This window comes from Sulfuricurvum sp. IAE1 (genome assembly GCF_004347735.1).
Lineage (GTDB): Bacteria > Campylobacterota > Campylobacteria > Campylobacterales > Sulfurimonadaceae > Sulfuricurvum.
Genome location: NZ_SLTI01000060.1, coordinates 308,512 through 334,194, shown reverse-complemented (window position 1 = coordinate 334,194; position 25,683 = coordinate 308,512). Strand labels below are relative to the sequence as shown.

Sequence of the window (25,683 nt, the reverse complement as noted above, 5' to 3'; positions counted from 1 at the left end):
CTATAATCCCCCCATGCAATCGCTAAAGTATCTCGCCCACTACCCCGAAGAACTCCGTGCGCGGGTGCGCGACCTCATCGACCAAAACGCTCTGGGTGAGCACCTCTTGGGCAAATATCCCGACCTTCACCCCTACACGACCGACAAAGCGCTCTACGCCTACGTCACCGAGCTCAAAAACATCCATCTGCGCAACGCGGCGCCGATTTCCAAAGTCCATTACGACGCGAAAATGCGCGATCTTGCCTCGGCGTTGGGAACCCACACGTTCGTTTCGCGCGTACAGGGGGGAAAGCTCAAAGCCAAAAACGAGATCCGCATCGCCACCCTCTTCAAGAACGCGCCCGAGCCGTTTTTACGGATGATCGTCGCCCACGAACTCGCCCATCTCAAAGAAAAAGAGCACAACAAAGCCTTTTACAAACTCTGCTGCCACATCGAACCGCACTATCACCAGCTCGAATTCGACGTGCGGCTCTATCTGACCTATCTCGACCTTAGCGGGGAGCTTTATATCCGCGTCAATTCCACCAGCGTCTCGTAATGGGGCGTGTGGGGGAACATGTCGAACATCTGCGCCCGCATGACGCGGTAACTTCCCAGCTGCTCCAGATCTTTTGCAAGGCTGGCGGCGTTGCAGCTCGAATAGATAATCCTCTGGGGGGCGATACGCTCCAGCCATTTGCACAGCTGTTCGCCCAGTCCCCGGCGCGGAGGGTTGACGATCACGACATCCGCAGCCGCTCCCGCCGTCGCGCTGAAGGTCGCCGCATCCAGGCTCTCGAAGCGCAGTCCTTCAAATCCCATCAGCTCGGCCGAATCGCGGGCGCACAGGATCGCTTCGGGTTCGATCTCGATCCCCGTGATCTCCCGTCCGGGGGCGGCACAATGCAGTGCGAACCCTCCGACGCCGCAGAACAGGTCCCAAATGCGGGCCGGATTTGCCTCACCGGCCCATTCGGCGGCGCTGCGGTAGAGCTTTTCGGCGACGGCGGGGTTGGTCTGAAAAAAGCTTTTGGGGCGGATAAAGAGGAGAATACCGTTAAAACGCTCCTCCAGCCGCTGCGTTTCGCTCAGAAATATCTCCTCTTCCCCCTCCAGGATCGCCATGTGGACGCTCTGGATGTTGGCGGTGATCACTTTGAGTTCGGGGGCACGTTTCATGAGCGATTCAAGTTCCCCCTGCAAACGGGGGATAATACCGTGCGAGCGGAGGACGAAGCGAAGCATCATCCCCCCCTGCGTGCTGCGGGTAAGGAGAACGTATTTGAGCTCCCCTTTTTTCTTTTTGAGGTCGTATCCTTTGATCCCCAGTTCCCGCAGCCACTCCTGTACGATGTGCAAAACCCTCTGCATCGATTCGTCGTACAGGGGGCACTCGATCAGGCTCGTCTCTTCATCGAGGCCCAGAACCACCCCCTCCAACGTCGGGATCGCAACCATCTTCGCCTTATTGCGGAAAGCTTTGAGAGGGCTGGGAACCGATTTGAGCCAATGTGCCGGATTATACGGGGAGAGGAGTTCGTGCAGGTGCGCCTCTTTTTGTTTCACCTGTTCGGCATAAAAATAGTCGATCCAGCTGCACGAGCGGCACTGGTAGGTGTCGAAATACGAACAGAAACTCATCAGAGCACCTTCGGCTTCGCGGTACGGAGATATTTGAGGACCGCGGCGATCAGGTCGTCATCGTCCTTGCTCGGGCTCTGGAGCGTCTCTTTGGAACCGTTTTGGTACTCGACCGTGATGTTCTGGTTGTAGTTGCTCACCATTTTCACCTTTTTCTCGATACACAGCAGTTTGATGACCATGATATCGAAAAACTGCCGCGTAGGGGTATCGGCCTTGCCGAAACGGTCTTCGACCTCTTCGAGGATGTCGTACACCTCCGCAATCTCCTCGCAATGGCTGAGGCGGCGGTAAAGCTCGAGCCGGAGACGGTCTTCGCCCACCACCTCGTCGCTGATGAAGGCGCTGACGGTAAGCTTGATGTCGACTTTGGCTTTGATCGCCGTTGTCTGGTTGGTGAGGAGTTTGATCGCATCCTCCAGCATCCGCAAGTACAGGGCGTACCCGATATTCTTGATGTGGCCGCTCTGGGCGTCGCCGACGAGATTTCCCCCGCCCCGGATCTCGAGATCGTGGTAGGCGAGCATCGAACCGCTCCCCAGGAATGAGTTGGATTCGAGGGCGACGAGCCGTTTTTTCGCCTCTTCGCTCAGGCTATCCTTGTCATCGACGATGAAATAGGCATACCCCTCGATGTGTCCCCGTCCGACACGGCCGCGCAGCTGATGCAGGTCGGCCATCCCGAAGCGGTCGGCCCCGTCGATAATCATCGTGTTAACGGTGGGCATATGGATCCCCGATTCGATGATCGACGTCGCCAGCAGCACGTCGTACTCTTTGGCAGCGAATTTGGCGATCTCCTCCTCGGTCTCGGTCGCGCCGATTTTGGAGTGGAGGATCAGGATCCGCAGTTCAGGGAGGATCGCCTTGAGCTCTCCCGCCTTGATCACCATCGAATCGATCGAGTTGTGGACGTAGAATACCTGCCCGCCGCGGCGCAGTTCCCTCAAAATTACCTCTTTGATCAATTTCTCGTCATAGTTTTTCACAAACGTCCGTACTCCGAGCCGCTCGCTGGGCGGTGTGAGGAGTTCGGAGAGGGTTTTGATGGAGCTGAGTGCCTGGTTAAGGCTGCGCGGGATCGGGGTGGCGCTCATGGAGAGAAGGTGGACGTTCTCGTAGAGTGATTTCAGCTTCTCTTTTTGTTTCACCCCGAATTTATGCTCTTCGTCGATGATGACGAGCCCCAGTTTCGCGCAGCTCACTCCCAGCAGGGCATGCGTCCCCACCACGCAGTCGATCTCACCGCTTCCCAGCGCGCGCAGAATGGCGTTTTTCTCCTTGGTACTCACAAAACGGTCCAGTTTACCGACCCGTATTCCGAATTCCCCCAGTCGCTCTTTGAGCGAGCGGTAATGCTGCGAGGAGAGCAGCGTCGTGGGAACGACCAGAAGCGACTGGTAGCCTCCGCGCACCGCGGCGAAGACGGCATTCATCGCCACTTCCGTTTTTCCGAATCCGACATCTCCGCTGAGGAGCCGATCCATGATCTTGCCCGAGGCCAGATCGGAGACGATCGCGTCGATGGCGCTTTTCTGGTCGGGAGTGTAATCGAATCCCGCATGCGCCTGGAAACGTTTGAGCTCCCCTCCGTCGCATTCAATGCGGGGGGCTTTAATGAGGGCACGGCTGGCGGCAACCCCCACGATCTCCGAGGCGATTTCGAACAGCCGCGCCTTGACCGTCTCTTTGAGTTTGCCGAAGCTCCCCTTGCCCAGACGGTCCAGTACCGGGAGGCTCCCCGAGGCGATGTAACGGTCGATGGCATCAAGGTTCTCGACGGGGAGCAGGAGCTTGTCGTCCCCCATGTATTTGATGACGACGAGGTCTTTGATACCGCCGAGGATTTCGGCCTGTTCGATCCCCTCGAAAATACCGACCCCGTACTCCTCGTGGACGACGTAGTCGCCCACTTTGAGGTCGTCAAGGAGGATCGAGGTGCGGCGGCGGCGCCGTTTCTTCTCGTGGCGGTTGAGCGAGACGATCACCTCGTCCGGACCGATCAGGTTGAGCACCAGACCCGATGTCCGCACTTCAATCCCCTTGGTGTCGAAAACACCGGCCGCTTTGAGCTGGGTATCGCTCGCAGCGATCAGGGTGAATTTTTTGGCTTTATGAACGCTGCGCAGCGTTTCGAGCGAAGGGGCGACGAGCGGAGCGTAACGGCTCGGTTCGGGAATGATTTCCCCTTCGAACCGTGTGCGCGGCAGGGTAGGCTGGTTGAGGCCGTAGGCTTCGTCGAGCACGCTCTTCATCTCCCGGATCCGGACCACCCGTTTCCCTTCGCACAGGTCCCATCCCGCATCCCCGAGGACCCAGTACCCCAGCGAAGCGATGTCTTTGACGAAACTGTCGCTTTGCGCGTTCTCCGCCTCCCGCGTCATCCGTCTGAACTGCTCCGCGTCCAGCGAGAAAAAAGTACTCGTGACGGTAATCTGGGCGACCTCTTCCTTCTCGGTACGCTGAGTCTCGACGTCGAAGAAACGGATCTCCTCGACCTCGTCGTCAAAAAGGCTGATACGGCAGGGCTTTTCACTTCCGGGGACGTAGAGGTCGAGGATATCGCCGCGGTGCGACACTTCCCCTTCCATTTCGACCATGTCGACGAAGGTGTATCCCCAGTGAAGCAGTTTCTCTTTGAGGGCAGAGAGATCCAGCCGTGAGGCGAACTCGATCTCGAAGCTCTGCAACAGTTCCGCTTTTGGGACAGGAAAAAGGAGGGTTTTGAGGGGTGAAATCACCAGCGGTTTTTTGGGGGCGGCGTAATAGGCGCGCAGTGCCGAAAACAGGGCGAAAAGCTCTTCCCCGAAAGGACGCAGGTCGTCCATGAAAGCGGCCCGAAAATCGGGCAGTACCGCCGTTTCGATCCCGAGATACGCACAGACGTCGGCCAGTTCGGAAGCCTCTTTGGCATCTTCGCACAGGAGGATGTCGGGGAGTTTTTTCGGATCGGTTTTGAGATACTCGTACAGTCGTGCCTGTGACATCAGTGGTTCATCCTTTTCAAAAACGTCTCGGCTACGCTGAAGGAGCCGAAAACCAGGTAGTCTTTCGCATCGTCGATCCGCTCGAAGGAAGCGTAGGGAATCGCCAGTCCGTCCAGTGCCGCTTCCAGGTCGCTTCGCAGGGCGATCCGGGGTTCGTTCACATCAATGATCTCCACCCGCTCGATAATCGGGCTGAGAATAAAGAGGATCTCTCGGTAATCCTTGTCGCGATAGGTATTGTAGACGAGTGTCACTTTTTTCCCCGCATAAACCCGTGCGATTTCGCGGGCCGCAAGCGGATTATGGCCGACGTCGAGAGTAACGTTCGGGGCGATGCGGCTCAGACGCCCGAATAGGGCGCCCTGGTCGAACAGCTCTGCGCGCGCTTCGAATCCCAGCAGCTCGAACGCGCACATCGCCAGTTCCAGATTATCGCGCAAATAGATGCTGAGACCGTTTTTTATGCCCAATTGCAATGCCCACTCACGTATGGCGGGGGTAATCCGTTCGTGCAGGGTATGCAGCCGTGTCCCTTTCGCATCCGCGATCTTTCGCGCGATCGTCTCGACTTCGGGATGTTTTTGCGATCCCAGCAGGGCGAGGCGGGTCATGCTGCGCAGCTTGGTCTGCGCCACCTCCTCGACCGTCGTTCCCAAAAACGCGGCGTGATCCAGATCGATCGGAGTGAAAACGCTCAATACTTTCTCAAACGCGTTCGTCGCGTCGTGTTCTCCCCCGAGCCCCGCTTCAAGAACGACGTAATCACACTCCTCGAACGCGATCATCGCAAGGAGCGTCGTGTACTCGAAATAGCTCAGAGACTCGGCAACCTCGGAAGGCAGAAGGGCCAAAAGGCGTCGGTGAGCCTCCTCGAGGTCCGCATCGGAAATATCTTCTCCGTCGATCCAGATACGCTCGTTGAAACGGAGAATGTGGGGCGACGTATAGTGCCCCGTCCGCTTGCCGCTGCGGTGCAGCGCTTCGGCAAGAAAGCGCCCCGTACTCCCCTTCCCGTTCGTCCCCACGATATGGACGATCGCCGGGGCGGGAAGGCGATCGGCGATCATGGCGTACGCGCGCGGAAAACGTCCGTAATCGATGACGTCGTAAAAAAGGGGTTTGGCGGAGAGAAATTCGTCTAGATTCATGCGGGCTCGACGCGGTTTCGCCCTTTGTGCTTGGCATCGTACAGCCGTGCGTCGGCCCCTTTAAAGAGCGCTTTTTCGCTCTCAAATTCGCTCCGTTCGGCCACGCCGATGCTTACACTCACCTCGATCCGGTGGTTCTGGTACATGAAATGGGCCTGCTCGACGTGGGCGCGGATCTTTTCACCGAAAATTTTCGCCCCTTCGAGGTCGGTATCGAGAATCGCGATAAATTCCTCGCCCCCGTAACGGCCGACGGTATCGGTCCCGCGCGCCTCTTCTTTGAGGATTTTGGCAAATGCGATGAGCACCGCATCCCCCGCTTCATGGCCGTATGTGTCGTTGATCTGCTTGAAATGGTCCAGGTCGAGCATGGCGATGCTGTAACTGCGCCCGTGGCGTTCGTACTCGGCCTCTTTGAGGCTCAAAAATTCGCTGACCGCCCGTTTGTTGAACAGCTTGGTCAAAAAATCCTCGCGCGACGCCTGCTGCGCTTCGGCCAGTTCGGCTTCGAGCGCGGCAATTTTTTTCCCCATCCGTTCGACCTTGTCGTTGTGGATTTTAAGGTCTTTCCCCAGCACTTCTACTTTTTCTTCCAATGCCGTAGCGATCGTATAGAGCCGTTTGTGGGCCGTTTTGAAATCGGCGGGTTTGTCCGCTTCGAGCGCTTCAAGGTCGCGTTTGACGTCGCGGATCTCGGCGGTGGAGTTTTCGCTCCGCTCAATCAGCTCGATCAGCTGCGCGGAGAGTTTCCCCAACAGCCGGTCGAGCGTATGGACCATCTCCTCGACGCTTCGTTTGTCCAGGGCGATCCGCATCGCGATGGCCGCTTTAAGCTCTTTTTCACACTCCGCGCTCGCAAGGAACTCGGGCGAGTTTTTGAGTTTTTGGGAGAGTCTAAGGGTCGCATCGTCCATTTTCGGAGCTATCGAAGGGAGCAACGAAGCGACGACGAGTTGCGCGACGCTCGTATAGTCGGCTTCACCCGCCCCCTTGGCCCGCGAAAAGCGAAGCCCCTCGATCGTGCGCCGCAGGTTTGACGTATCGACAGGCCCGAACTCGGCAAGCTTCATCAGGTACGTGTCGTCGTAGATCGAAAGAAAATTGCTCCACGCCTGTTTTAGAAGGTCGATCTGGGTCGCCCCGCCCCGCTCATCTAGAACCGCGACGGTTTTTCGCGCGAGCGCAGCGGCTTCGGCGTTATGCAGCATCTCGACGCTTTTGGCCATCTGTTTCGCCAGCGAACTGAGCATCTCGACGAGTGCGGAAGCTTCGGTGGGATTGAGGCGGCTCATTTTCGAAATCAGGAAACGGATCAGTTCGGCGGTCGTTTTGACCCGGTAAAGCTTGATCTCATCGGCCGTCTTTTTATCCAGCAAAGCGGTATAACGCTCCACTCCCGAGCAGTCTTCAACCGCTACGCCCGCTTTTTTCGCTTCGGCACAGAAAACTTCGGCATAGACGTCGGGAGTCCAGGTTTTTCCCTCGTTTTTCAGCCGCTCGACCGTGTTACGGACGATTTGGTGGATGGTCATTTTTCTTCCTCTTTCGGCGGTTTCGCCCCTTCGGCGGCAAGCTTGGCGATAAACGCGTCGATCGCTTTCTCAGCCCCTTGCGAAATCGCTTCGAAACGGGCCTGGTCGGTGATGATCGCATTGGGTTCGATGGCGAAGTCGTACACGCCGGTCGTTGCGTACGAAGCCGATTTCCCCTCCGTCACGCGCGAGATATTCATCGTCACCGTCGCACGGTAGGTGATGACGTAGCCGTTCGTGTCGTATTGCAACGGCGAAAACCCGACGCCGCCGATGGAGATGGTGAGATGGGTTTTAGCGCTGTGCTTCGGACGCAGGGCGGTTCGAAATTTGGTGATGACCGCTTTGTCGACGGCATCTTTGATGATGACCGTATTCTGAGGATCTTCCATCGATATGATCACTTCGGTACTGACGCTCTCCCCGACGACGTTTTTGGCATAGTGCGATGCCGGGGCGTAGCCGCATCCGGCCAACCAAAGGCTTAACACTACCGATGCGACCGTTTTTTTCATCATTTATCCCTTGATAACCAGATTTACGAGCTTGCCGGGAACGACGATTTCTTTGAGGATCTCTTTGCCGTCGATCCATTTTTCGACTGCCGCTTTGGCTGCGGCAAGGATCGCTTCGTTGCTCTCGCCGACTCCCACTTCGATCGTGGCACGGTTTTTACCGTTGACCGAAACCCCCAAAGCAACGGCATCGACTTCAAAAACCTCGTCCAGCACTTTTTGGGGACCGAAATTTTTGCCCCCGAACAGGTTTTGGGAAAGTTCCCAGCACAGATGCGGAACGATCGGTTCCATAATCGCCGAGAGGATCCAGTAACCTTCACTCCAGACGCCCGGATGGTTCTGCTCGTTCAGTGCGTTCATCGCTTCCATTACCCCGGCGATAAGGGTGTTGAAGGTATGGCGTTCGGTGTAGACGTCCTGGGCGCGTTTGAGCGCTTCGTACACTTTTTTACGCGCCGCTTTCTCCTCTTTACAAAGAGACGAATGATCGATCAAGGGGATCGTTTGGGTCGGCGTCACCTTCTGGCTCCGGTCGGCGAAACGTTTGAGAAAACGGAACGCCCCCTCTACCGCACTGTCGTTCCATTCGAGTTCCTGCGTTGGAGGGGCGGCGAAGAGGATAAACAACCGTGCCGTATCGGCGCCGTACTTGGCGACGAGTTCCCCCGGATCGACGGTGTTGCCTTTGGATTTGGACATCTTGGCGCCGTCTTTGAGAACCATCCCCTGCGTCAGCAGATGCTCGAACGGTTCGGAACTTTTCGTATACCCCAGATCGCGGAGCATTTTCGTAAAGAAACGGGCGTAAAGGAGGTGCAAAATCGCATGCTCGATCCCACCGATGTAGTGGTCGACGTTCATCCAGTACTCAAGCGCTTTGGGGTCAAATGCCTCTTTAAAATCGTTTTTGACGGTATAGCGCAGAAAATACCACGACGACTGGATAAACGTGTCCATCGTGTCGGTCTCACGGATGGCCGCTTTGCCGCATTTGGGGCAGGTACAGTGTTTCCAGCTCAGATGGTGATCGAGAGGGTTCCCCTCACCCGTGATCTCCACGTCTTCGGGAAGCGAGACGGGTAGATTCTCTTTTTTCTCCGGCACGATGCCGCAGCTCTCACAATGAATCAGCGGGATCGGCGCCCCCCAATAACGCTGACGGCTGATCCCCCAGTCTTTGAGACGGAAATTGACCACTTTTTTGCCCAGCTTGTTCGCCTCGAAATAATCCATGATGGCCGCTTTGGCCGCCGTGTTATCCAGCCCGCTGAACTCTCCGCTCTCGCGCAGGATCCCCGCTTCGGTATAGGCACAGCCGCTCGGCAGTTCGCCCTCGGCCGGGAAAATGACCGGATTAACCGGAAGGTTGTATTTACTTGCAAACTCATAGTCACGTTCATCGTGCGCGGGAACCGCCATTACCGCCCCAGAGCCGTAATCGGTGAGGACGAAGTTGGCTACCCATACGGGAACTTTTGCCCCCGTCAGCGGATGGATGACGTCGATTCCGAGCGCCACTCCCGCTTTGGGCTGTGTGGCGCGTTCGCGCGCGCCGACCCGCTGCATGGCACGGATAGCTTCGGCGTTCGCTTCATCGAGCAATCCGAACGAGAGCATATGCCGGACGATTTCGTGTTCGGGAGCCAGCGCGGCGTAGCTGACGCCGTAGATTGTGTCCGGACGGGTCGTAAAGACATCGAATCCCTCATATACCGCTCCCAGCTTCGCTTCGCTCGCTTCATCGAGTTTGAAACGAAACTCCAGCCCGTACGATTTGCCGATCCAGTTCTCCTGCATCGTGAGTACCTGCTTGGGCCATTTCCCCTCGAGGGATTTGAGCGATTCGAGAAGCTCTTCGGCGTAATCGCTGATTTTGAGATAATACTGGTACATCTCTTTTTGCTCGATCGGAGTGCCGCAGCGCCAGCATCCCCCCTCAACCACCTGCTCGTTCGCCAGAACGGTCTGATCGTGCGGACACCAGTTCAAAAATCCCTGTTTACGGTAAAGCAGCCCTTTTTCGAACATATCGATGATAAACGCCTGTTCGAACGCCGTATACTCGGGGTTGGAAGTGGCGAATTCGCGCTCTTCCGAGAACGACAGACCAAGTCCGGCGAGCTCTCCGCGCATCGTCGCGATATTCTCGTACGTCCATTTTTTGGGGTGGACGCCGTGTTTGATCGCGGCGTTTTCGGCCGGCATCCCGAAACTGTCCCAACCGATCGGGTGAAGAACATTGAATCCCTGCTGACGGTAGTAACGGGCAAACGCGTCGCCGATGGTATAGTTGCGCACGTGTCCCATGTGGATCCGCCCCGAAGGGTAGGGGAACATGCTGAGGACGTATTTTTTAGGCTTGGAAAAATCGTTGGCAGGTTCGTACGCTTTGGTTTCGCTCCAGACGCGCTGCCATTTGGCTTCAATCTCTGCGGGGGAATAATTCAAAAAAGGCTCCTGTTATTCGTAATTCTCTTTGGATTTGGCACTCTCGATAAAGACCATGATGATCGAAAAAAGATTGGCGATCAGCGCGCCGATTGCCAGGGCTACGGCCCACTGGACGCTGCCGACAACCTCCATGTAAATGAACGCCGGGATCAGGTGCAAATCGGCAACGAGCGATCCCGCCAGCAGTTCGGCCGCCAGCAGGTTACGGACGCCGAGCTTGAGAATCGTCGAAATGATGTTCAGACTCGCCGCCACGAACAGCATCATCGACGTATGATCGTACAAAAACGCCGCCGTCGACGTCAAACTCATCAGCGTAAAAAAAACGTATACTACTTTGCCCCAATCCATCGTTCACTCCTTAGTTAGACTACGCCCTGCTCGAATTGCGCGCGCATTTTCTCTTTTTCCGCTTCCCGGGCCGCTTTTTCGGATAGCTTGGCCCGATAACGCTTGACATCGAAACCCAAAATACCCAGCAGCGGAGAAGCTACGAAAATCGAGCTGTAGGTACCCACTACGACACCGACGAGCAATGTGGTAGTAAATGTATTGATAATCTCTCCACCAAAAAGGAAAAGGGTGACGAGTACCATCAATACCGTCAAAGACGTCAATGTCGTTCGTGACAGCGTCCGTGTTACCGAATCGTCGATAATTTCATGGAGCGTTTTCGCCGAATTCTCGGTGATCTCTTCACGAATACGGTCAAAAACGATGATTGTATCGTTGATCGAATATCCCAAAATCGTCAGCAATGCCGCGATGACATCGAGATTGACCTCCAGCTGTAGCAGAGAAATCGCACCGACCGCGATCGTAAGGTCATGGAGCAAAGCCAATACCGATGCGACGGCAAAACGCCATTCGAAACGGACTGCCACGTAGATCAGGATTCCGGCAAATGCCAAAGCAAGTGCCATGATCCCTTTCTCACGCAGCTCGCCTCCTACCTTTGCTCCGACGATATCCACCCGTCGAATTTGGAACTTTCCGGTCCCGGAAAGTTCCTCTCGCGTAACGTCCCCGATATCTTTGGTCATACTCTCGGAAGTGTTTTTAAGCCGGATCACCACCTCATCAGGAGAGCCGAATTCATTGATCGAAGCGCCTTCGTACATCGGGTTGCCCGAGAGTTTCTCGCGCATCGCGTCAATCGGAGCCGCTCCGTCGTATTTCACCTGGATAATCGTTCCTCCGGCAAAATCGATCCCGAAATTGAGCCCTTTCGTAAAGATCGTAAAAATCGATGCGACTACTAGAAATATAGAAAGTCCTATCGCCCATTTCGATTTGCCCATCAGTCCTATCGGTCTGGTATAACGAAACAGTTCCATTATTTTCTCCGTTTCACGCCGAACCACAACGCGTTATTATTGGATTTGGTGATCCGGTCCTGAAGCATCAGGTAAATACCGTGTGTTCCCAGAATCGCCGTCAGCATCGAGGCAAGAATACCGATACTGATGGTAATCGCAAACCCCTTGATCGCCCCGGTCCCGTATACGTACAAGACAATAGCGGCGATCAGCGTCGTGATATTCGAATCGGTGATGGCACGCATCGCATTTTGATATCCTACTTCGATCGCCCGTTTAACCGACGAACCTTCGGCAAGGACTTCCCGTATCCGTTCGTTGATAATGACGTTCGAATCGACCGCCATCCCCACGGTAAGAACGATTCCGGCCATCCCCGGCAATGTGAGCGTAGCCCCGAACATCGCCATGACCGCAACGATCAGCAGGATGTTGACCACCAGCGCGACGTTGGCGATAACGCCGGCAATGCCGTAATACACCATCATGAAGATGACGACGGCACCAAACCCTGACATCAGGGCGATCATGCTCGCCTGGATGCTGTCGGCTCCGAGGCTCGGTCCGACGGAACGTTTTTCCATCATGTAAATCGGTGCCAGTAGTGCTCCCGAACGCAATGCGATCGCCAGATCGTTCGCTTCGGCGGTCGTGTAGTTCCCGCTGATCTGGCCGCTTCCGCCGCCGATGCGTTCGTTAATGACCGGGGCCGAATAGACTTTGCCGTCCAAAACGATCGCGAGGCGCTTGCCCACACTCTTACCGGTAAAGTCTCCGAAAATCTGCGCCCCTTCGGAATTGAGCGTAAAATTGATGACGGGACGGTTGTTCTGATCGTACCCGACCTGCGCATCGGTCAGCATTGAACCATCCAGGATGGGGATTTCGTTGACGAGATGCTTGGCGCCCGGCTGGATCGCGTCTTCGAGAATTTGATCGCCGTAACTCGCCGCTTCCGCGTCGCTCATGTCGCCGACGCGCATGGCACGGTCTTCGTCCACCGCCATCAGTTCGAGTTTGGCGGCACGCGAAATCAGCTCACGCGCCCGCTGCTCCTCTTCGGGTGTTTTGATCCCCGGAAGCTCGACGAGGATTTTATCGGCACCCTGACGCGCTACGGTAGGTTCCGAAAGCCCGAACTGGTCCAGACGGTTGCGGATCGTCTCGATTGCCTGGTCGACTGCCTGCTGTTTCAGTTTTTCAATCGATTCGGGGGTGAGGGTGACCGCGTAGCGCTCGCCGGATACACCGACCGACGCGCCGTCTACGCTTTTGAGATGTTCTTTAACGGCCGCCGCGTCATCCGCATCGAGGAGCTCGAATACGACTTTCCCCTCCGAGACGGCAATACCGTCGAGAAGGATGTCGTTTCGTTCGCCGAAATGTTTCAGCCCGGACGCAATCGATTTGAGCTGGGAGTTGACCGCTTCATCGGTTTTAACCCCCAAAAGCATGTGCAGACCGCCTTGCAGGTCAAGCCCCAACGTGATCTTTTTTCCTTCCTCGCTTTGGGTGAAGGAGGGAACGGAGTAGATTAATCCGAAAACGGTGGCGACGATGAGAATGACGACGCGGTAATTAAGCTTCATCCTCGTACTTTCTGGCTACCGCGTCTTTGACGAGGCGCCCTTCGGTCTCATTGTTGAATTTGACGGCAAAAAAGTTCTCTTCGACTTTTTTGATTTCGACGATCAACCCGCCGCTGGTAACGACTTTGTCCCCTTTTTCAAGCGATTCGACCATCTCTTTGTGGCGTTTGGCCTGCTGGTTCTGGGGGCGAATGATCACAAAATACATAATAGCGATCAGAAATACAAACGGGAGGATTTGAACGAGAAATTCCATGCGGTTCCTTCATTAATGAAAATTAGCGCATTATACTCAAAAGACATTAACAGCGCTATAATTCTCCCATGAAATTACGATCCCCCGCCTTTATCGAACTCTTGTACCTTCCGCTTGCCATCGCCGCGTCGTTCAGCGCCTTCATCTATTTCGAGCACTTCGGCTACACGTCCAGACTCGTCAACACCATTGCGGCTCTCGCCGCACTCTACGGCATGCTTCACGCGCCGAGGCGTTCCCTTCCCGCCGCAGGCTTTTTTATCGGACTGGCATGGTGTTACTGGATCGGGTTTAGTTTCCAGTATTACGGGCTTGGATGGGCGCGAGAACTCGTCGCTTTGGGGTTCGGGATCGTTTATCTTCTGTTTTTCGGCATCCTGGGCCTGAGTTCCAATCCCTTCGTCCGTTCAGCGCTCCTTTTTGCCCTCACGTTCGTCTGGCCGATGGATTTCAACTGGATGCAGCCCGAACTGATTTTCGTGGAGAGTTACGTCGGCATACACAAGTGGCAGTTTGCCCTCGTCCTTGCAGCCCTCGCCGCGACCCGGTATTTCACAAACGCCCGCAAAGCCCTGCCCTTTTTGCTGATCCTACCCGCGCTTGAGTGGAACTATCCGCGCCCTCCCATGCCGGAGCTGAAAATCAAACTCGTCTCTACCGACATCTCCCAGGATTTCAAATGGCAGAATGAACGCCTCTATACGACGGTACAGGAAAACTTTGACGCCATCGACGAAGCGATCGCGCAAGGGTACGACCTCGTCGTTCTCCCCGAATCGGCTTTTCCGCTGTATCTCAACCATCAAGAAGAGCTGGTCAAAATGCTGCGGGAGCGTTCCGAACGTATCGCCATATTGACCGGTACCCTGCACGAAGAAAACGGCCTGAATTACAACGTCGCCTACTTTTTTGACCGGGGAACGCTCACAGTGGCCAAAAAAACGGTCCTCGTCCCCTTCGGCGAATACATCCCCCTTCCGGGTTTCCTGCGCGAATGGGTCAACCGGGAAATTTTCGGCGGGGGAAGCGATTTCGTGACTGCGGACAAACCGACCGATTTCACCGTCAAAGGGATCCGTTTCCGCAACGCGATCTGCTACGAAGCGACCCGGGCGGAACTGTACACCCCCGAAGTCCGCTATCTGATCGGGATCAGCAATAACGGCTGGTTCAAACCTTCCATCGAGCCGACACTCCAGAAACTGCTGATACGGTTTTACGCCCGGAAAAACGGTACGGTGGTTTTTCATGCGGCCAACGGCGGGGGAACGGGAATAGTTTACTGAAGAAAAAAGGAACAAAAATCGCCAAAGCCCTCCGGGCCTTGGCCGTCTCTTAGTGGCGGACGTTCAGATTGTTGGCTTTGATGACGTTGATGATCCCCTGGATCTGTTTCATTTTAGCCTCTTCATCGTCCATATTGTGGATCGCTTCGAGGTTGAAAGTGTTCAATTTCGTATCGAGATAGCCGGTGTCTAGCTTACCGTCGATGAAATCCTGATCCCGCACGATCTGGCGGTGGAGAGGAATATTCGTCGGAACCCCTTCAATCAGGAATTCGTCCAGTGCCCGTTGCGCCTTGCGCACCGTATCTTCCCATGTCAATCCCGAAACGATCAGCTTTCCGATCATCGAATCGTAATTCGAGGGAATTTGATAATTGGTGTACGCCATCGAATCCAGACGGACTCCGGGTCCCCCCGGGGAGAGGTAGTTTGTGATGAGACCCGGAGAAGGGACGAAATTCAGTTTCGGATTTTCGGCATTGATCCGGAATTCGATCGCGTACCCGCGGAATTTGATCTCCTCTTGCAGGAATTTGAGCGGATCGCCCTCGGCGATCTGGATCATCCGCTGGATCAGGTCAATTCCTGAAATGGCTTCGGTGACGGGGTGCTCAACCTGAACACGGGTGTTCATTTCGATGAAATAGAAATTGTCTTCGGCGTCGACAAGATATTCGATGGTTCCGACACTCTCGTACCCCAGTTTGAACATCGCTTTCGTTGAAACGCGATAAAGTTCCCGGCGCACTTTCTCGCTCAAACGCGGAGAGGGGGCGATCTCGATCACTTTTTGGTGCCGACGCTGGATGGAGCAGTCCCGTTCGCCGAGGTGAACCACGTTGCCGTATTTGTCGGCTACGATCTGGATTTCAATGTGGCGGGGGTTTTTGAGATATTTCTCGATAAACACCTCTCCGCGTCCGAAAAAGCGCTGAGCCTCTTTCGTCGCCGATTCGTACATCTCTTTGAAATCGGAGGCTTTTTCAACGATACGCATACCGCGTCCGCCGCCCCCGAATGCCGCTTTGATGATGACCGGAAATCCGATATCCGCGGCAATTTTTTCCGCGTCGCCGATGTTATCGATCGGTTCGTCCGTACCCGGAAGCATCGGAACCCCTACTTCGCGCATTGCGACTTTTGACGCCATCTTATCCCCAAAAAGAGCTACGTGCTCTGGTTTCGGACCGATAAAAATGATGCCGTTGTCGATACACGCCTGCGCGAATTCGGCACTCTCGGAAAGAAAGCCGTAACCGGGGTGGATGGCGTCACACTCGGCTTTCTTGGCCAACGAAATGATCCGCTCGTAATCCAGATAGGCGGCAACCGGATCCCCCAGGATCGGATAACACTCATCCGCTTTACGGACCCATACGCCGTTAAGATCGGACTCGGAAAAGACGACGACGCTCTTGATCCCCAGTTCTTTACACGCACGGATGATGCGCAAAGCGATTTCGCCGCGGTTGGCGATCAGAATCTTGCTGATTTTTTTGGTTTCCACGGAATGCTCCCGTTTAAAAATTTTGATCGTGAAATGGTAAGACAAAGCGCATCAAAATGGCATCAAAAAACGCTGCCGTTTTACTCCATTTTCAACAATCGGATATACAATGACGTTACCATTACGAAAGTGACCCGAAGATGAACGTTCTCTACCCGTACCGGCATTACCTTCTCGCGATCGCCCTTTTCGCTTTCATTACGATTGTCTCGCAAGTATTCAAACGGGAACTGGAGATGGTCAATATCGTGCTGATCCATCTTCTGCCGGTCATCGTCATCGCACTGCGGGGAAGCATGAGGGCCACCGCGGTCGTGACCACCCTCTCGGTCGCGCTGCTCGCCCTGTACATTCCTCCGACGCTTAGTTTCGTCGTTCACGATCTCATCTATCTTTGGAGTTTCGCGATCTTTTACGTCGTCGGCTACATCATCACCCTGCAGGCCAGAAGAATCCATCTCAACAGCATCAAGGAAATATTGCTCAATACCCTTTCGCACGACCTGAAAACCCCTTTGGCATCGATCATGGGAAATGCGACTTTTCTCGTCGAAACCCATACCACCGATCCGGCGGTCCGGTACAAAGCCCTTTCGCAGATCATCGAATCGAGCCGCCGGATGAATCGCCTGATCAGCAACCTTCTTGACAGCGCACGGCTGCAACATTCCCGTTCCCCTCTCAAAAAAGAGTGGTGCGACATGGAAGACCTGGTGGCGATTGCGCTGCGGGAGTTCCGCAAAGACGCATGGTTCGAACGCCTCTCCTGCCGTTTTGATGCCGACCTTCCCCTCTTTTACGGGGATGCCGGGCTTTTAGTACGGCTTTTTGTCAATCTTCTGGACAACGCACTCAAATATTCCGACGAGGATCGCCCCATCGGCATCGACATCAAAGCGACTGCCAAAGAATTGCGCATCGTTTTCTCAAACGAATGCCCTCCGATTGCGGAACGTGATCTCAACAACCTCTTTGAAAAATTTTACCGCGCCGGCAACAGCGCCGATATATCCGGAAGCGGTATCGGCCTTTCGATATGCCAGGACATCGCTGCGGCACATCAGGGGAACATCAGGGCATACAACACCCCGCTGGGCATCGCTTTTGAAGTCACACTCCCGGTTCTTCGCCACCCGGAGTTTTTCGAACCGGAGGTCGCATGAACCATATGCCCCTTGTCCTCATCATAGAAGACGACGACGCCATCAGCCGTCTGCTTTCCGCATCGCTGCGCCAAAACGGCTACAAAACCCTGCTTGCAGCCGACCGGCATACCGCACTGCGCGAACTCCAGACCCGCAGTCCGGATCTGATTTTGCTCGATCTCGGTCTTCCCGACGGTGACGGCAAAGAACTCATCACGGCGATTCGTCAGCATTTGCTTGTGCCCATTATCGTCGTCTCGGCACGCAGCGATGAAAAAGAGATTATCGCTTCTCTCGATGCGGGTGCGGACGATTACGTCGTCAAGCCGTTTTCCACTTCCGAGCTTCTCGCGCGGGTACGATCGACACAGCGCCGTTTTTTAGGCCTGCATAAATCAGGGAATACCCTTGCCTGCAGCGATCTGGTCATCGACCTCGAACAATTCACCGTCGCGAAAGCGGGAGTCGCACTGAAACTCACCCGAACCGAATTCAGTCTTCTAAAATATTTTATGCTTCATCCCAACGAGGTACTTTCCCACACGAAAATCCTCAAAGAAGTATGGGGAGTCGGTTATCAGCACGAAATGCAATACCTCCGCACTTACGTCAACGCACTGAGAAAAAAAATCGAAAAAGATACGACCACGCCGGCATACATTCAAACCGAATTAGGAATCGGTTACCGTTTCATCTGCTCCTCCGCCGAAGATCATCCTTCAAGAACATCGTCCTCTTAAATACAAACTATCCAAATCAAATTACTAAGGATATTTTGGATTTCACCGTTATTATGATTATAATGGGTAAAAAAACGGGGTTTACGATCATGAACATCGCCGCAAACATCACTGAACTTATCGGCAATACGCCGCTTGTACGGTTAAACAGCCTCTCCTCTCCCGATGGGGCGACGATACTGGGCAAATGCGAATTTATGAACCCGACCAGCTCGGTCAAGGACCGTATCGGCTACAACATGATCAAAACGGCCATGGAAGCGGGTAAAATCAATGCCGACACCCTCATCATCGAACCCACCAGCGGCAATACGGGGATCGCACTCGCATCGATCTGCGCGGCGCTGGGACTCAAGCTTACCCTGACCATGCCCGAATCGATGAGCGTCGAACGGCGTAATCTGCTTCGCGCCCTCGGGGCCAATCTTGTCCTCACCCCGGCCGCTCAGGGGATGAAAGGGGCGATCGACGAAGCCGACCGCCTCGTCGCCGAAACGGGCAACGCGATCATACTGCAACAGTTCGCCAACCCCGCCAACCCCGCCATCCACCGCGTCACGACGGCACAGGAAATCCTGCGCGACACGGAGGGAAAAATCGATATCTTCGTCGCGGCGGTCGGAACCGGAGGTACCCTTACGGGAACGGGTGAAGCGCTGCGCAACGCACTCCTGGACGTGCAGATCATCGCGGTCGAGCCCCAAGACTCCCCCGTCCTTTCGGGAGGGCGTCCCGGCCCCCATAAAATCCAGGGAATCGGAGCGGGTTTCGTCCCCGAAGTACTCAACACCTCTCTGTACGGCGAAGTGATCCGTGTCAGCAATGAAGACGCGATCGCCGCATCCAAAGCGCTGGCAAAAAACGAAGGTCTTTTGGTCGGAATCTCGGCAGGGGCAAACGTCCATGCCGCATCGCTCGTCGCCGCCCGCCCCGAAAACCGGGGCAAAACGATCGTGACGATCTTATGCGATACCGCCGAACGCTATCTCTCCACCCCTCTTTTCGAAGCCTGACGTGCTGCTCGAAACCCTGCGGTGCGAAGAGGGCATCCCTCTTCATCTCCTCTACCACCAGCAACGGATGGAACGTTCGCTCCGCGCGCTCGGCTCGGAATGTCGCTACCGTCTCGAGGCGTTGATCGCGCCTCCCGCGGAGGGGATTTATCGCTGCCGCGTCCTTTACGATGCCGAATCGATACGGATCGAATACCATCCTTATGTGCCGCGCGTCATATCATCCCTGAAAATCATCCGCGCCGACGATCTGGATTACCGTCTCAAATACGCCGACCGCAGCCGACTAAACGAGCTCTTCGAGCAACGGGGCGAATGCGACGACGTGCTGATCGTCCGCAACGGCTTTCTCACCGATACCACAATCGCCAACGTTGCGCTCCGCATCGGCGGACGATGGTTGACCCCCGAGGCCCCTTTACTGGAAGGGACGACCCGCGCACGCCTTATCGAGGAGGGATTCGTGACTCCCGCCCCTTTGAGGCCGGACGATATCGCCAAGTCCGACAAAACGGCCCTTATGAACGTGATGATGGGGTTCGTTGAAGTGGAAAATGGTATAATTTCCTAAAAAACAGGTCCGTAGTCATGCTGTTCGACATTATCAAAAGTCCATCGTTCGCCCGTCTCATGGAGACCCATGTACGGGATATGCTCATTTATCTTTTCGAAAACGAGCAGAATTTCGGGATCTTGTGCAAAATCGAACACATCACGTTCGATCCGCCGCTTCCCAAACATATCAGCGACGAATTCCGCGCCATGACGCTCTTCTTTTTGGCGGGCTACACGTTTGAAAGCGCACGGATCGATAACGACGCCCTCATTTTCGAAGCCGGGTTCGGCCATGAAAACGTCGGCAGTTTTGTCACCGTCCCCTTGCTTTCCATCGTCCAGGTCATTATCGACGACACTCCCGCGTTCGTGAACCTCGCCCTTCCCTACGAGCAGCAGCCTCTCCCCGAAATCGAGAAAAGCGAAGGGATCCAGAATTCGATGAGCGTGTTTCTCTCCAATCCCGAAAATCAGAAGTTTATTAAGAAGAAATAAAAAGCCGGCGCGGCGTTCCCGCCTCGGCGGGCAACAGGCCGATAGTGTGGAGGACTTTAGAGTTTCAGTCCCAGAAGATAGGTTACGACGTTGTCGATGAAAGCGTCGTGCTTGCGTTCCTTGCTGTATGCAATATAGAATTTACGCTTGATCTTGTAATTTTTGATCCGCGCTTCGAAGAGTTTTCCCGCTTCGACCTCATCGGCGATTACGTGACGGGAGATGACTGAAACCACGGGACGGGGTGTCTCTTTGGGCGAGCGCATGATCGTCTCTTTGATCGCGGTCGAACTGGCGACGACGCCGATGACGCTGAAACTCGAACACTCGACGCCGATCTCTTCGAATACTTCCGAAGTGAGTTTGCGGGTATGCGAATTTTCGTCGCGGCAGATCCAGTCGAACTTGTACATGTCTTCTTTGCGGAGCTGTTTGGGAATCGGCTGGTTTGAAAAAATAACCAGTTCATCCTCTTCCCATTCGCGGTAGATCAGGCCATCGCGGAAAACGGGAGATTCGATGAGGGCGATATCGATCTTTTTGTCCAGAAGCTGCTCGATGATTTCGTCCGAAAACGCGACGCGGATATGGACTTCGTTGTTGATCTTCTCTTTAAGCTGCCCGAGGTAAGAGGGGAGTACGTAGTTCCCGATCGCATACGATGCACCGACCACGAACGTAAACTCTTTGTTAATGATTTTGAGCACCTCTTTTTCGGAGGTCTGGATCGCTTTTTCGAGTTTGATCGCGATCCGGTAAAGGTCTTCACCCTCTTTGGTGAGCTTGATCCCGTTCTTTTTACGCTCGACGATACGGGTATCGAGGTAGTCTTCGATAAACTTGATCTGCTGCGTTACCGCAGGCTGCGAAATTCCGAGTTTTGCGGATGCTTTTGAAAAACTTTTTTCCCGTACCACGGTCAGGAAAGTCATGAGTTTTGCAAAATCTTTTAACATGTAATAATTCCCATAAGTTGAATGAATAGCAGTATTATAACCCATTATTATAACTATTGCAAGGGGGGTTCTCCCGTTTCCCCTTCCCCTCTCATTCAAAAGTCAAATAGTAGGAATTTTGGGCTATAATTAAAATAACTTAAACACAAGGGCAACCCCGGGCATGGAGAAAATTTTCTCGGATCTCAACGAGGCACAACGCCAAGCGGTCGAGCAGATTGACGGTCCCCTGCTGATTCTGGCGGGCGCCGGAAGCGGCAAAACCAAAACGATTACATCCCGTCTGGCCTACCTGCTCGATGCGGTAGGCATCCCGGCGGCCAACACGCTGACCCTCACCTTTACCAACAAAGCGGCCAAAGAGATGCGGGAGCGGGCGATGAACCTCATCAGCCAAAATTCCTACCCTCCCCTGCTGTGCACGTTCCACAAATTCGGCCTGCTGTTTTTGAAGTTTCACATCCACTTGCTCGGGCGGGCCAACAACTTCGTTGTCATCGATACCGACGATAAAAAGAAAATCATCAAAAAGATCAACGCCGACCTCCCCACCGCACTGATCGCCAGTGAGATATCCCGCTATAAAAACTCCCTTATCGATCCCGCCGAAGCGTATGCGCAGGCCGAACTCACCAATTACAAGCACATCGCCAAAATCTACGAGGAGTACCAAGCCTACCTCCTAGAGAACAATCTCGTCGATTTCGACGACCTGCTGTGTCTCACCTATCAACTGCTCGACGAGCATCCCGAGCTGTGCCGCCAGACGTCGGAGAAATACCGCTACATCATGATCGACGAGTACCAGGATACCAACGAACTCCAATTACGGATTCTCCAGAAACTCTGTACGACCCATAACAACCTCTGCGTCGTCGGCGATGACGACCAGAGCATCTACGGGTGGCGCGGCGCCCACGTGCGCAACATCCTTGAATTCGACCAGGATTTCGAAAACGCGACGGTCATCAAGCTCGAACACAACTACCGTTCTACCCAGCCGATCCTCACCGTTGCCAACGCCCTTATCGAACACAACCGTTCCCGCCTGGGTAAAACCCTCATCGCGACGAAAAGCGGCGGGGAAGAGGTGCAAACGATCACTTCAGGGGACGAGAGCGAAGAGTCCCAAAAAATCGCCAAGGCGATCAAAAAACTGATCGAGGGGGGAGTACGCCCCAGCGAGATCGCGGTGCTCTACCGTATCAATGCGCTCAGCCGTTCGCTCGAAGAGGGGCTCAACCGTGCCGGAATCGCGTATAAGCTCGTCGGCGGGCTCCGTTTCTACGACCGCGCCGAAATCAAGGATCTCATCAGCTATCTGCGCGTCGTCACGAACGTCCACGACAACTTTTCGCTGAAACGGATCATCAACAAGCCCAAGCGGGGGCTGGGAAAAGCGACAATCGACAAAATCGAGCTCTCCGCCATGGAGGCGGGCAAATCGATGTTCGAGTTCATCGCCACCCTGCCCGACGACCAGCTCGAAGCCCTCGTTCGGAAAAAAAGCGCCCAGGAACTGCGCGATTTCGTGGCCGAAATCACCGAACTTCGCAGGGTGGCCGACGAAGCGATTTACCGTTTCATCGATCTGCTCGAAGAGCGTTTCAAAATCAAAGAGACCCTCAAAGGGCTCCCCGACGAAGCCGACAAAGTTTCGAACGTCGACGAGTTCTACGGTCTGTTCCGTGACTACGTCAAACAAAACCCCGAAGCTTCCCTTTCGGAATTTCTCAACGACATCACGCTGCAAAGCGAACAGGACCAGGTCGAGGGAGAGAGCATCTACATCATGAGCATCCACGCGTCCAAAGGGCTGGAATTCGAGCACCTCTTCGTTATCGGCCTCGAAGAAGGGTTCCTTCCCCTCATCGGAGACGGCAGCGATCTTGAAGAGGAGCGGCGCCTCGGTTATGTCGCCCTCACCCGTGCCAAAAGCGCGCTGACCCTCTCGAGCGTCAACAGCCGCTTTTACAAAGGGCGCCGTACCGAGCTGCAGCGCAGCCGGTTCATCAACGAAGCGGGGCTGTGCGAAGGGTCCCTCATCCTCGAAAAAAACACCTCCTACAAAAAAGGGGACCTCGTCCGCCACAAGATTTTCGGTGCCGGACGGGTCGAGGGGGTCTCCAAATCGGGACGGGAATTCAAACTGCTCATCAACTTCGGGGGCAACAAGCGCGAAATCCTCGCTTCGTTCGTGGAGAAGCTCTGACGTGAACCGCCTTTTCGTCGCTTACAAACCCTCCGGGATAAGCTCCAACCAGCTTCTGGGGAGGATCAAACGCCGCTACAAAGTTAAAAAAGCGGGCTATTCGGGGACGCTCGACCCCTTCGCCAAAGGGGTGTTGATCGTTGCGCTCGGAAATCACGGGCGCCTTTTCCGCTTCCTCGACAAAACGCCCAAGCGCTACCGGGCAACGTTGTGGCTAGGGGCATCTTCCCCGACGCTCGACATCGAAGGGATCGAAACGATCCGGGAAGTGCCCCTTCTCGACGAATCCCGGGTTCGAGACGTTCTACGATCCATGATCGGGGAACTCACCTATACCCCGCCCAGCTACAGCGCCAAACACGTCGACGGCAAGCGGGCTTACGAACTTGCCCGTGAAGGCAAAGAGGTCGAATTACGTCCGGTCACCTCGACCATCCACGACATCACCCTCGTGCATTATGCCCATCCGTTCGTGACGTTCGAAGCAACCGTTTCGGAAGGGACCTATATCCGTTCGCTGGGGTTTCTGGTTGCCCGGGCCCTCGGTTGCGACGGCGCCCTCAGTGCCCTCGAACGCCTCAATGAAGGGCAGTTCGTCTTTGAAAACGAAAAGCCTCTCGATGTCAAAACCTGCCTTTCCCTGCCGAAAAACCGCTATAATGGCGATACGACTGCCATTGTCCTGGGGCAGAAGCTCTCGCGGAACGATTTTGAATGTTCCGAGAACGGCACCTACTGGATCGACAACGGCGAAACGATATCGGTCGTTGAAATCGATGACGACGGTGTCCATTACATTCTAAACAAGGTTGAAGCATGCTGATCCTTTCCCGCAAAGCCGATGAGTCCGTTATTATCGCCGATACCATCACCGTCAAAGTCGTCTCGATCGAAAAAGGGGTGGTCAAACTCGGCATCGACGCGCCCCATAACATCCGGATTCTCCGCAGCGAACTGGTCAAGGCGGTCGAACACTCCAATAAAGAGGCTTCCACCGCCGCCAGCGACGAATCGCTGCTGCAGCAACTGGTGCATAAACTCAAATTATGATCCGCTATCCCGCTTACGCCAAAGTCAACGTATTTCTCAAAATCACCGGAACGAGAGGGGAATACCATACCCTCACCTCCCGCTTCGTCCTTGTCAAAGAGCTCTGCGATCTTTTGTGGTTCGAGTCCAAAACAACGCCCGAATTCGAAATCCGGGGGGATTTTGACTGCGATGTCGGATCCAATACCATCTATAAAGCCTATAAACACCTACAAAGCGCCACCCGTTCCAACACCCTGTCTGCTTTTTTCGAAACCCACGCCGTTTGCGTCGACAAACAGATCCCCTCTTTCGCGGGTCTCGGCGGCGGAAGTTCGGATGCGGCCACGTTTTTACGTATGTGCAATGACACCTTCGAGCTGGGGCTCTCAAAAGACGAGCTCGCAGAAATCGGGGCAAACGTCGGAGCCGATGTTCCGTTTTTCGTCTACGGCTATGAGAGTGCCAACGTCAAAGGGATCGGCGAGATCGTCGAGCCTTACGACGAACCGGCAATGGCATTCGAGGTGACTACCCCCGATCTTCGCATCAGCACCCCTGCGGTGTATCGCTACTATCGGGAACACCTCTACGACCCGATTAGCCAAGAGGAGGCCACGCGCCTCGAGGCGATGCCCTCACGTGACATTCTCGCATCCCTAGTGCCCAAAGAAGCCAACGACCTCTATCCCGCAGCACTGGGGTGCTATCCCGAGCTTGCCGAAAAAGAGGGATGGTTTTTCTCCGGCAGCGGAAGCAGTTTTTTCAAAATCAAGGATGAGTAATTATGGGTGAAACGATCGCCACCAACAAAAAAGCGTTTTTCGACTATCACATCGAGGAAAAATTCGAAGCGGGCCTCGAACTTATGGGAAGCGAAGTCAAAGCGATCCGCGCCGGACGTGTCAATCTCAAAGACGGCTTCGTGAAAATCGTCAAAGGGGAAGCCTTCGTCTTCAATGTCCATATCGGCCACCTTGAGACGACCCACCGCCATTACGGTCACGAGGAGCGCCGTGCGCGAAAACTTCTCCTGCACAAAAAACAGATTGAGAAAATGTTCAAAGCGGTCGAAAAAGAGGGGTTTACCCTGGTTCCGCTGAGCCTCTATTTCAACGACCGTAACATCGCCAAAATGCAGGTGGCTATCGTGAAGGGTAAAAAACTCTACGACAAACGCGAGGATCTCAAACAAAAAGATATCAAACGCGATATCGAACGGGCGCTAAAAGGGGAATAATCTTCAACACTCGCTTCGTGTCGATATACAATCAGGAAAAGTTTTGGGAGGGGATAAAAAAAGCCGCCGAAGCGGCAGG

Annotated in this window: 24 protein-coding genes; 12 read left to right on the top strand and 12 right to left on the bottom strand. The window is 54.7% G+C overall.

Going from position 1 to position 25,683, the window contains the following annotated elements; genetic code table 11:
* The first annotated feature begins 13 nt into the window (after positions 1–13).
* Positions 14–544, top strand: a complete 531-nt coding sequence (locus E0765_RS10390) for a YgjP-like metallopeptidase domain-containing protein (RefSeq protein WP_132813154.1) — start codon at positions 14–16, stop codon at positions 542–544.
* On the opposite strand, the gene rlmC is transcribed toward E0765_RS10390, so the two are convergent.
* Genes rlmC through yajC form a run of 10 tightly spaced genes read right to left on the bottom strand, consistent with a single transcriptional unit; the run spans position 511 to position 13,426 of the window.
* Positions 511–1,626: a 23S rRNA (uracil(747)-C(5))-methyltransferase RlmC gene (gene rlmC, locus E0765_RS10385; RefSeq protein ID WP_132813153.1), complete on the bottom strand. Its 1,116-nt coding sequence runs from the start codon at positions 1,624–1,626 to the stop codon at positions 511–513. The two genes, E0765_RS10390 and rlmC, sit on opposite strands and share 34 nt — an antisense overlap.
* Positions 1,626–4,613: a transcription-repair coupling factor gene (gene mfd, locus E0765_RS10380; protein WP_132813152.1), complete on the bottom strand. Its 2,988-nt coding sequence runs from the start codon at positions 4,611–4,613 to the stop codon at positions 1,626–1,628. The genes rlmC and mfd overlap by 1 nt, the downstream gene beginning before the upstream one ends.
* Complete coding sequence (locus E0765_RS10375; protein WP_132813151.1) at positions 4,613–5,761, bottom strand: folylpolyglutamate synthase/dihydrofolate synthase family protein; 1,149 nt, start codon at positions 5,759–5,761, stop codon at positions 4,613–4,615. Before E0765_RS10375 ends, mfd begins: the two co-directional genes overlap by 1 nt.
* The gene (locus E0765_RS10370) at positions 5,758–7,293 is read right to left on the bottom strand and encodes a GGDEF domain-containing protein (RefSeq protein WP_132813150.1); all 1,536 of its coding nucleotides are present in this window, start codon (positions 7,291–7,293) and stop codon (positions 5,758–5,760) included. Before E0765_RS10370 ends, E0765_RS10375 begins: the two co-directional genes overlap by 4 nt.
* Positions 7,290–7,808 carry an LPS assembly lipoprotein LptE gene (lptE, locus tag E0765_RS10365; RefSeq protein WP_132813149.1) on the bottom strand — a complete coding sequence of 173 codons (519 nt, stop codon included), beginning with the start codon at positions 7,806–7,808 and terminating at the stop codon, positions 7,290–7,292. The genes E0765_RS10370 and lptE overlap by 4 nt, the downstream gene beginning before the upstream one ends.
* Positions 7,809–7,811: 3 nt before the next feature.
* Positions 7,812–10,259, bottom strand: coding sequence for a leucine--tRNA ligase (leuS, locus tag E0765_RS10360; RefSeq protein WP_132813148.1), 2,448 nt, complete (start codon positions 10,257–10,259; stop codon positions 7,812–7,814).
* Between the two features lie 12 nt (positions 10,260–10,271).
* Positions 10,272–10,613 carry a DUF6394 family protein gene (locus E0765_RS10355; protein WP_132813147.1) on the bottom strand — a complete coding sequence of 114 codons (342 nt, stop codon included), beginning with the start codon at positions 10,611–10,613 and terminating at the stop codon, positions 10,272–10,274.
* A 14-nt stretch (positions 10,614–10,627) separates the two neighbouring features.
* A complete protein-coding gene (gene secF / locus E0765_RS10350) occupies positions 10,628–11,599 on the bottom strand; it encodes a protein translocase subunit SecF (protein WP_132813146.1) in 972 nt (323 codons plus the stop codon).
* Positions 11,599–13,170, bottom strand: a complete 1,572-nt coding sequence (gene secD / locus E0765_RS10345) for a protein translocase subunit SecD (RefSeq protein WP_132813145.1) — start codon at positions 13,168–13,170, stop codon at positions 11,599–11,601. Before secD ends, secF begins: the two co-directional genes overlap by 1 nt.
* Positions 13,160–13,426: a preprotein translocase subunit YajC gene (yajC, locus tag E0765_RS10340; RefSeq protein ID WP_132813144.1), complete on the bottom strand. Its 267-nt coding sequence runs from the start codon at positions 13,424–13,426 to the stop codon at positions 13,160–13,162. Before yajC ends, secD begins: the two co-directional genes overlap by 11 nt.
* Positions 13,427–13,494: 68 nt before the next feature.
* Between yajC and E0765_RS10335 the strand changes: the two genes are divergently transcribed.
* The gene (locus E0765_RS10335) at positions 13,495–14,712 is read left to right on the top strand and encodes an apolipoprotein N-acyltransferase (RefSeq protein ID WP_132813143.1); all 1,218 of its coding nucleotides are present in this window, start codon (positions 13,495–13,497) and stop codon (positions 14,710–14,712) included.
* Positions 14,713–14,761: 49 nt separating this feature from the next.
* Here E0765_RS10335 and E0765_RS10330 read toward each other — a convergent pair whose 3' ends face one another.
* Positions 14,762–16,219, bottom strand: coding sequence for an acetyl/propionyl/methylcrotonyl-CoA carboxylase subunit alpha (locus tag E0765_RS10330; protein ID WP_132813142.1), 1,458 nt, complete (start codon positions 16,217–16,219; stop codon positions 14,762–14,764).
* A gap of 140 nt (positions 16,220–16,359) precedes the next feature.
* Between E0765_RS10330 and E0765_RS10325 the strand changes: the two genes are divergently transcribed.
* The 5 genes from E0765_RS10325 (at position 16,360) to E0765_RS10305 (ending at position 20,167) form a co-directional block, all read left to right on the top strand.
* Complete coding sequence (locus E0765_RS10325) at positions 16,360–17,382, top strand: DUF4118 domain-containing protein (RefSeq protein WP_132813141.1); 1,023 nt, start codon at positions 16,360–16,362, stop codon at positions 17,380–17,382.
* Positions 17,379–18,104 (top strand): response regulator transcription factor, encoded by a 726-nt coding sequence (locus tag E0765_RS10320; RefSeq protein ID WP_255417898.1) that lies wholly within the window; start codon positions 17,379–17,381, stop codon positions 18,102–18,104. Before E0765_RS10325 ends, E0765_RS10320 begins: the two co-directional genes overlap by 4 nt.
* An 89-nt stretch (positions 18,105–18,193) precedes the next feature.
* Positions 18,194–19,117 (top strand): cysteine synthase A, encoded by a 924-nt coding sequence (gene cysK / locus E0765_RS10315; protein WP_132813260.1) that lies wholly within the window; start codon positions 18,194–18,196, stop codon positions 19,115–19,117.
* Between the two features lies 1 nt (position 19,118).
* A complete protein-coding gene (locus E0765_RS10310) occupies positions 19,119–19,688 on the top strand; it encodes an aminotransferase class IV family protein (RefSeq protein WP_132813140.1) in 570 nt (189 codons plus the stop codon).
* 17 nt (positions 19,689–19,705) lie between these two features.
* A complete protein-coding gene (locus E0765_RS10305; protein WP_132813139.1) occupies positions 19,706–20,167 on the top strand; it encodes a hypothetical protein in 462 nt (153 codons plus the stop codon).
* Between the two features lie 56 nt (positions 20,168–20,223).
* Here E0765_RS10305 and E0765_RS10300 read toward each other — a convergent pair whose 3' ends face one another.
* The gene (locus E0765_RS10300; protein WP_132813138.1) at positions 20,224–21,123 is read right to left on the bottom strand and encodes a LysR family transcriptional regulator; all 900 of its coding nucleotides are present in this window, start codon (positions 21,121–21,123) and stop codon (positions 20,224–20,226) included.
* 163 nt (positions 21,124–21,286) lie between these two features.
* On the opposite strand from E0765_RS10300, the gene E0765_RS10295 reads away from it, so the two are divergent.
* From E0765_RS10295 to smpB, 5 genes are read left to right on the top strand one after another with little or no spacing between them, the layout of a single operon-like run.
* Positions 21,287–23,335 (top strand): ATP-dependent helicase, encoded by a 2,049-nt coding sequence (locus E0765_RS10295; protein WP_132813137.1) that lies wholly within the window; start codon positions 21,287–21,289, stop codon positions 23,333–23,335.
* A 1-nt stretch (position 23,336) separates the two neighbouring features.
* Entirely contained in the window at positions 23,337–24,158 is an 822-nt protein-coding gene (gene truB, locus E0765_RS10290) for a tRNA pseudouridine(55) synthase TruB (RefSeq protein WP_132813136.1), read from the top strand.
* The gene (csrA, locus tag E0765_RS10285) at positions 24,152–24,385 is read left to right on the top strand and encodes a carbon storage regulator CsrA (RefSeq protein WP_132813135.1); all 234 of its coding nucleotides are present in this window, start codon (positions 24,152–24,154) and stop codon (positions 24,383–24,385) included. Before truB ends, csrA begins: the two co-directional genes overlap by 7 nt.
* The gene (locus tag E0765_RS10280; RefSeq protein WP_132813134.1) at positions 24,382–25,149 is read left to right on the top strand and encodes a 4-(cytidine 5'-diphospho)-2-C-methyl-D-erythritol kinase; all 768 of its coding nucleotides are present in this window, start codon (positions 24,382–24,384) and stop codon (positions 25,147–25,149) included. Before csrA ends, E0765_RS10280 begins: the two co-directional genes overlap by 4 nt.
* Positions 25,150–25,151: 2 nt before the next feature.
* On the top strand, positions 25,152–25,604 hold the full coding sequence (smpB, locus tag E0765_RS10275) for an SsrA-binding protein SmpB (RefSeq protein WP_132813133.1): 453 nt from the start codon (positions 25,152–25,154) through the stop codon (positions 25,602–25,604).
* Positions 25,605–25,683 lie beyond the last annotated feature (79 nt).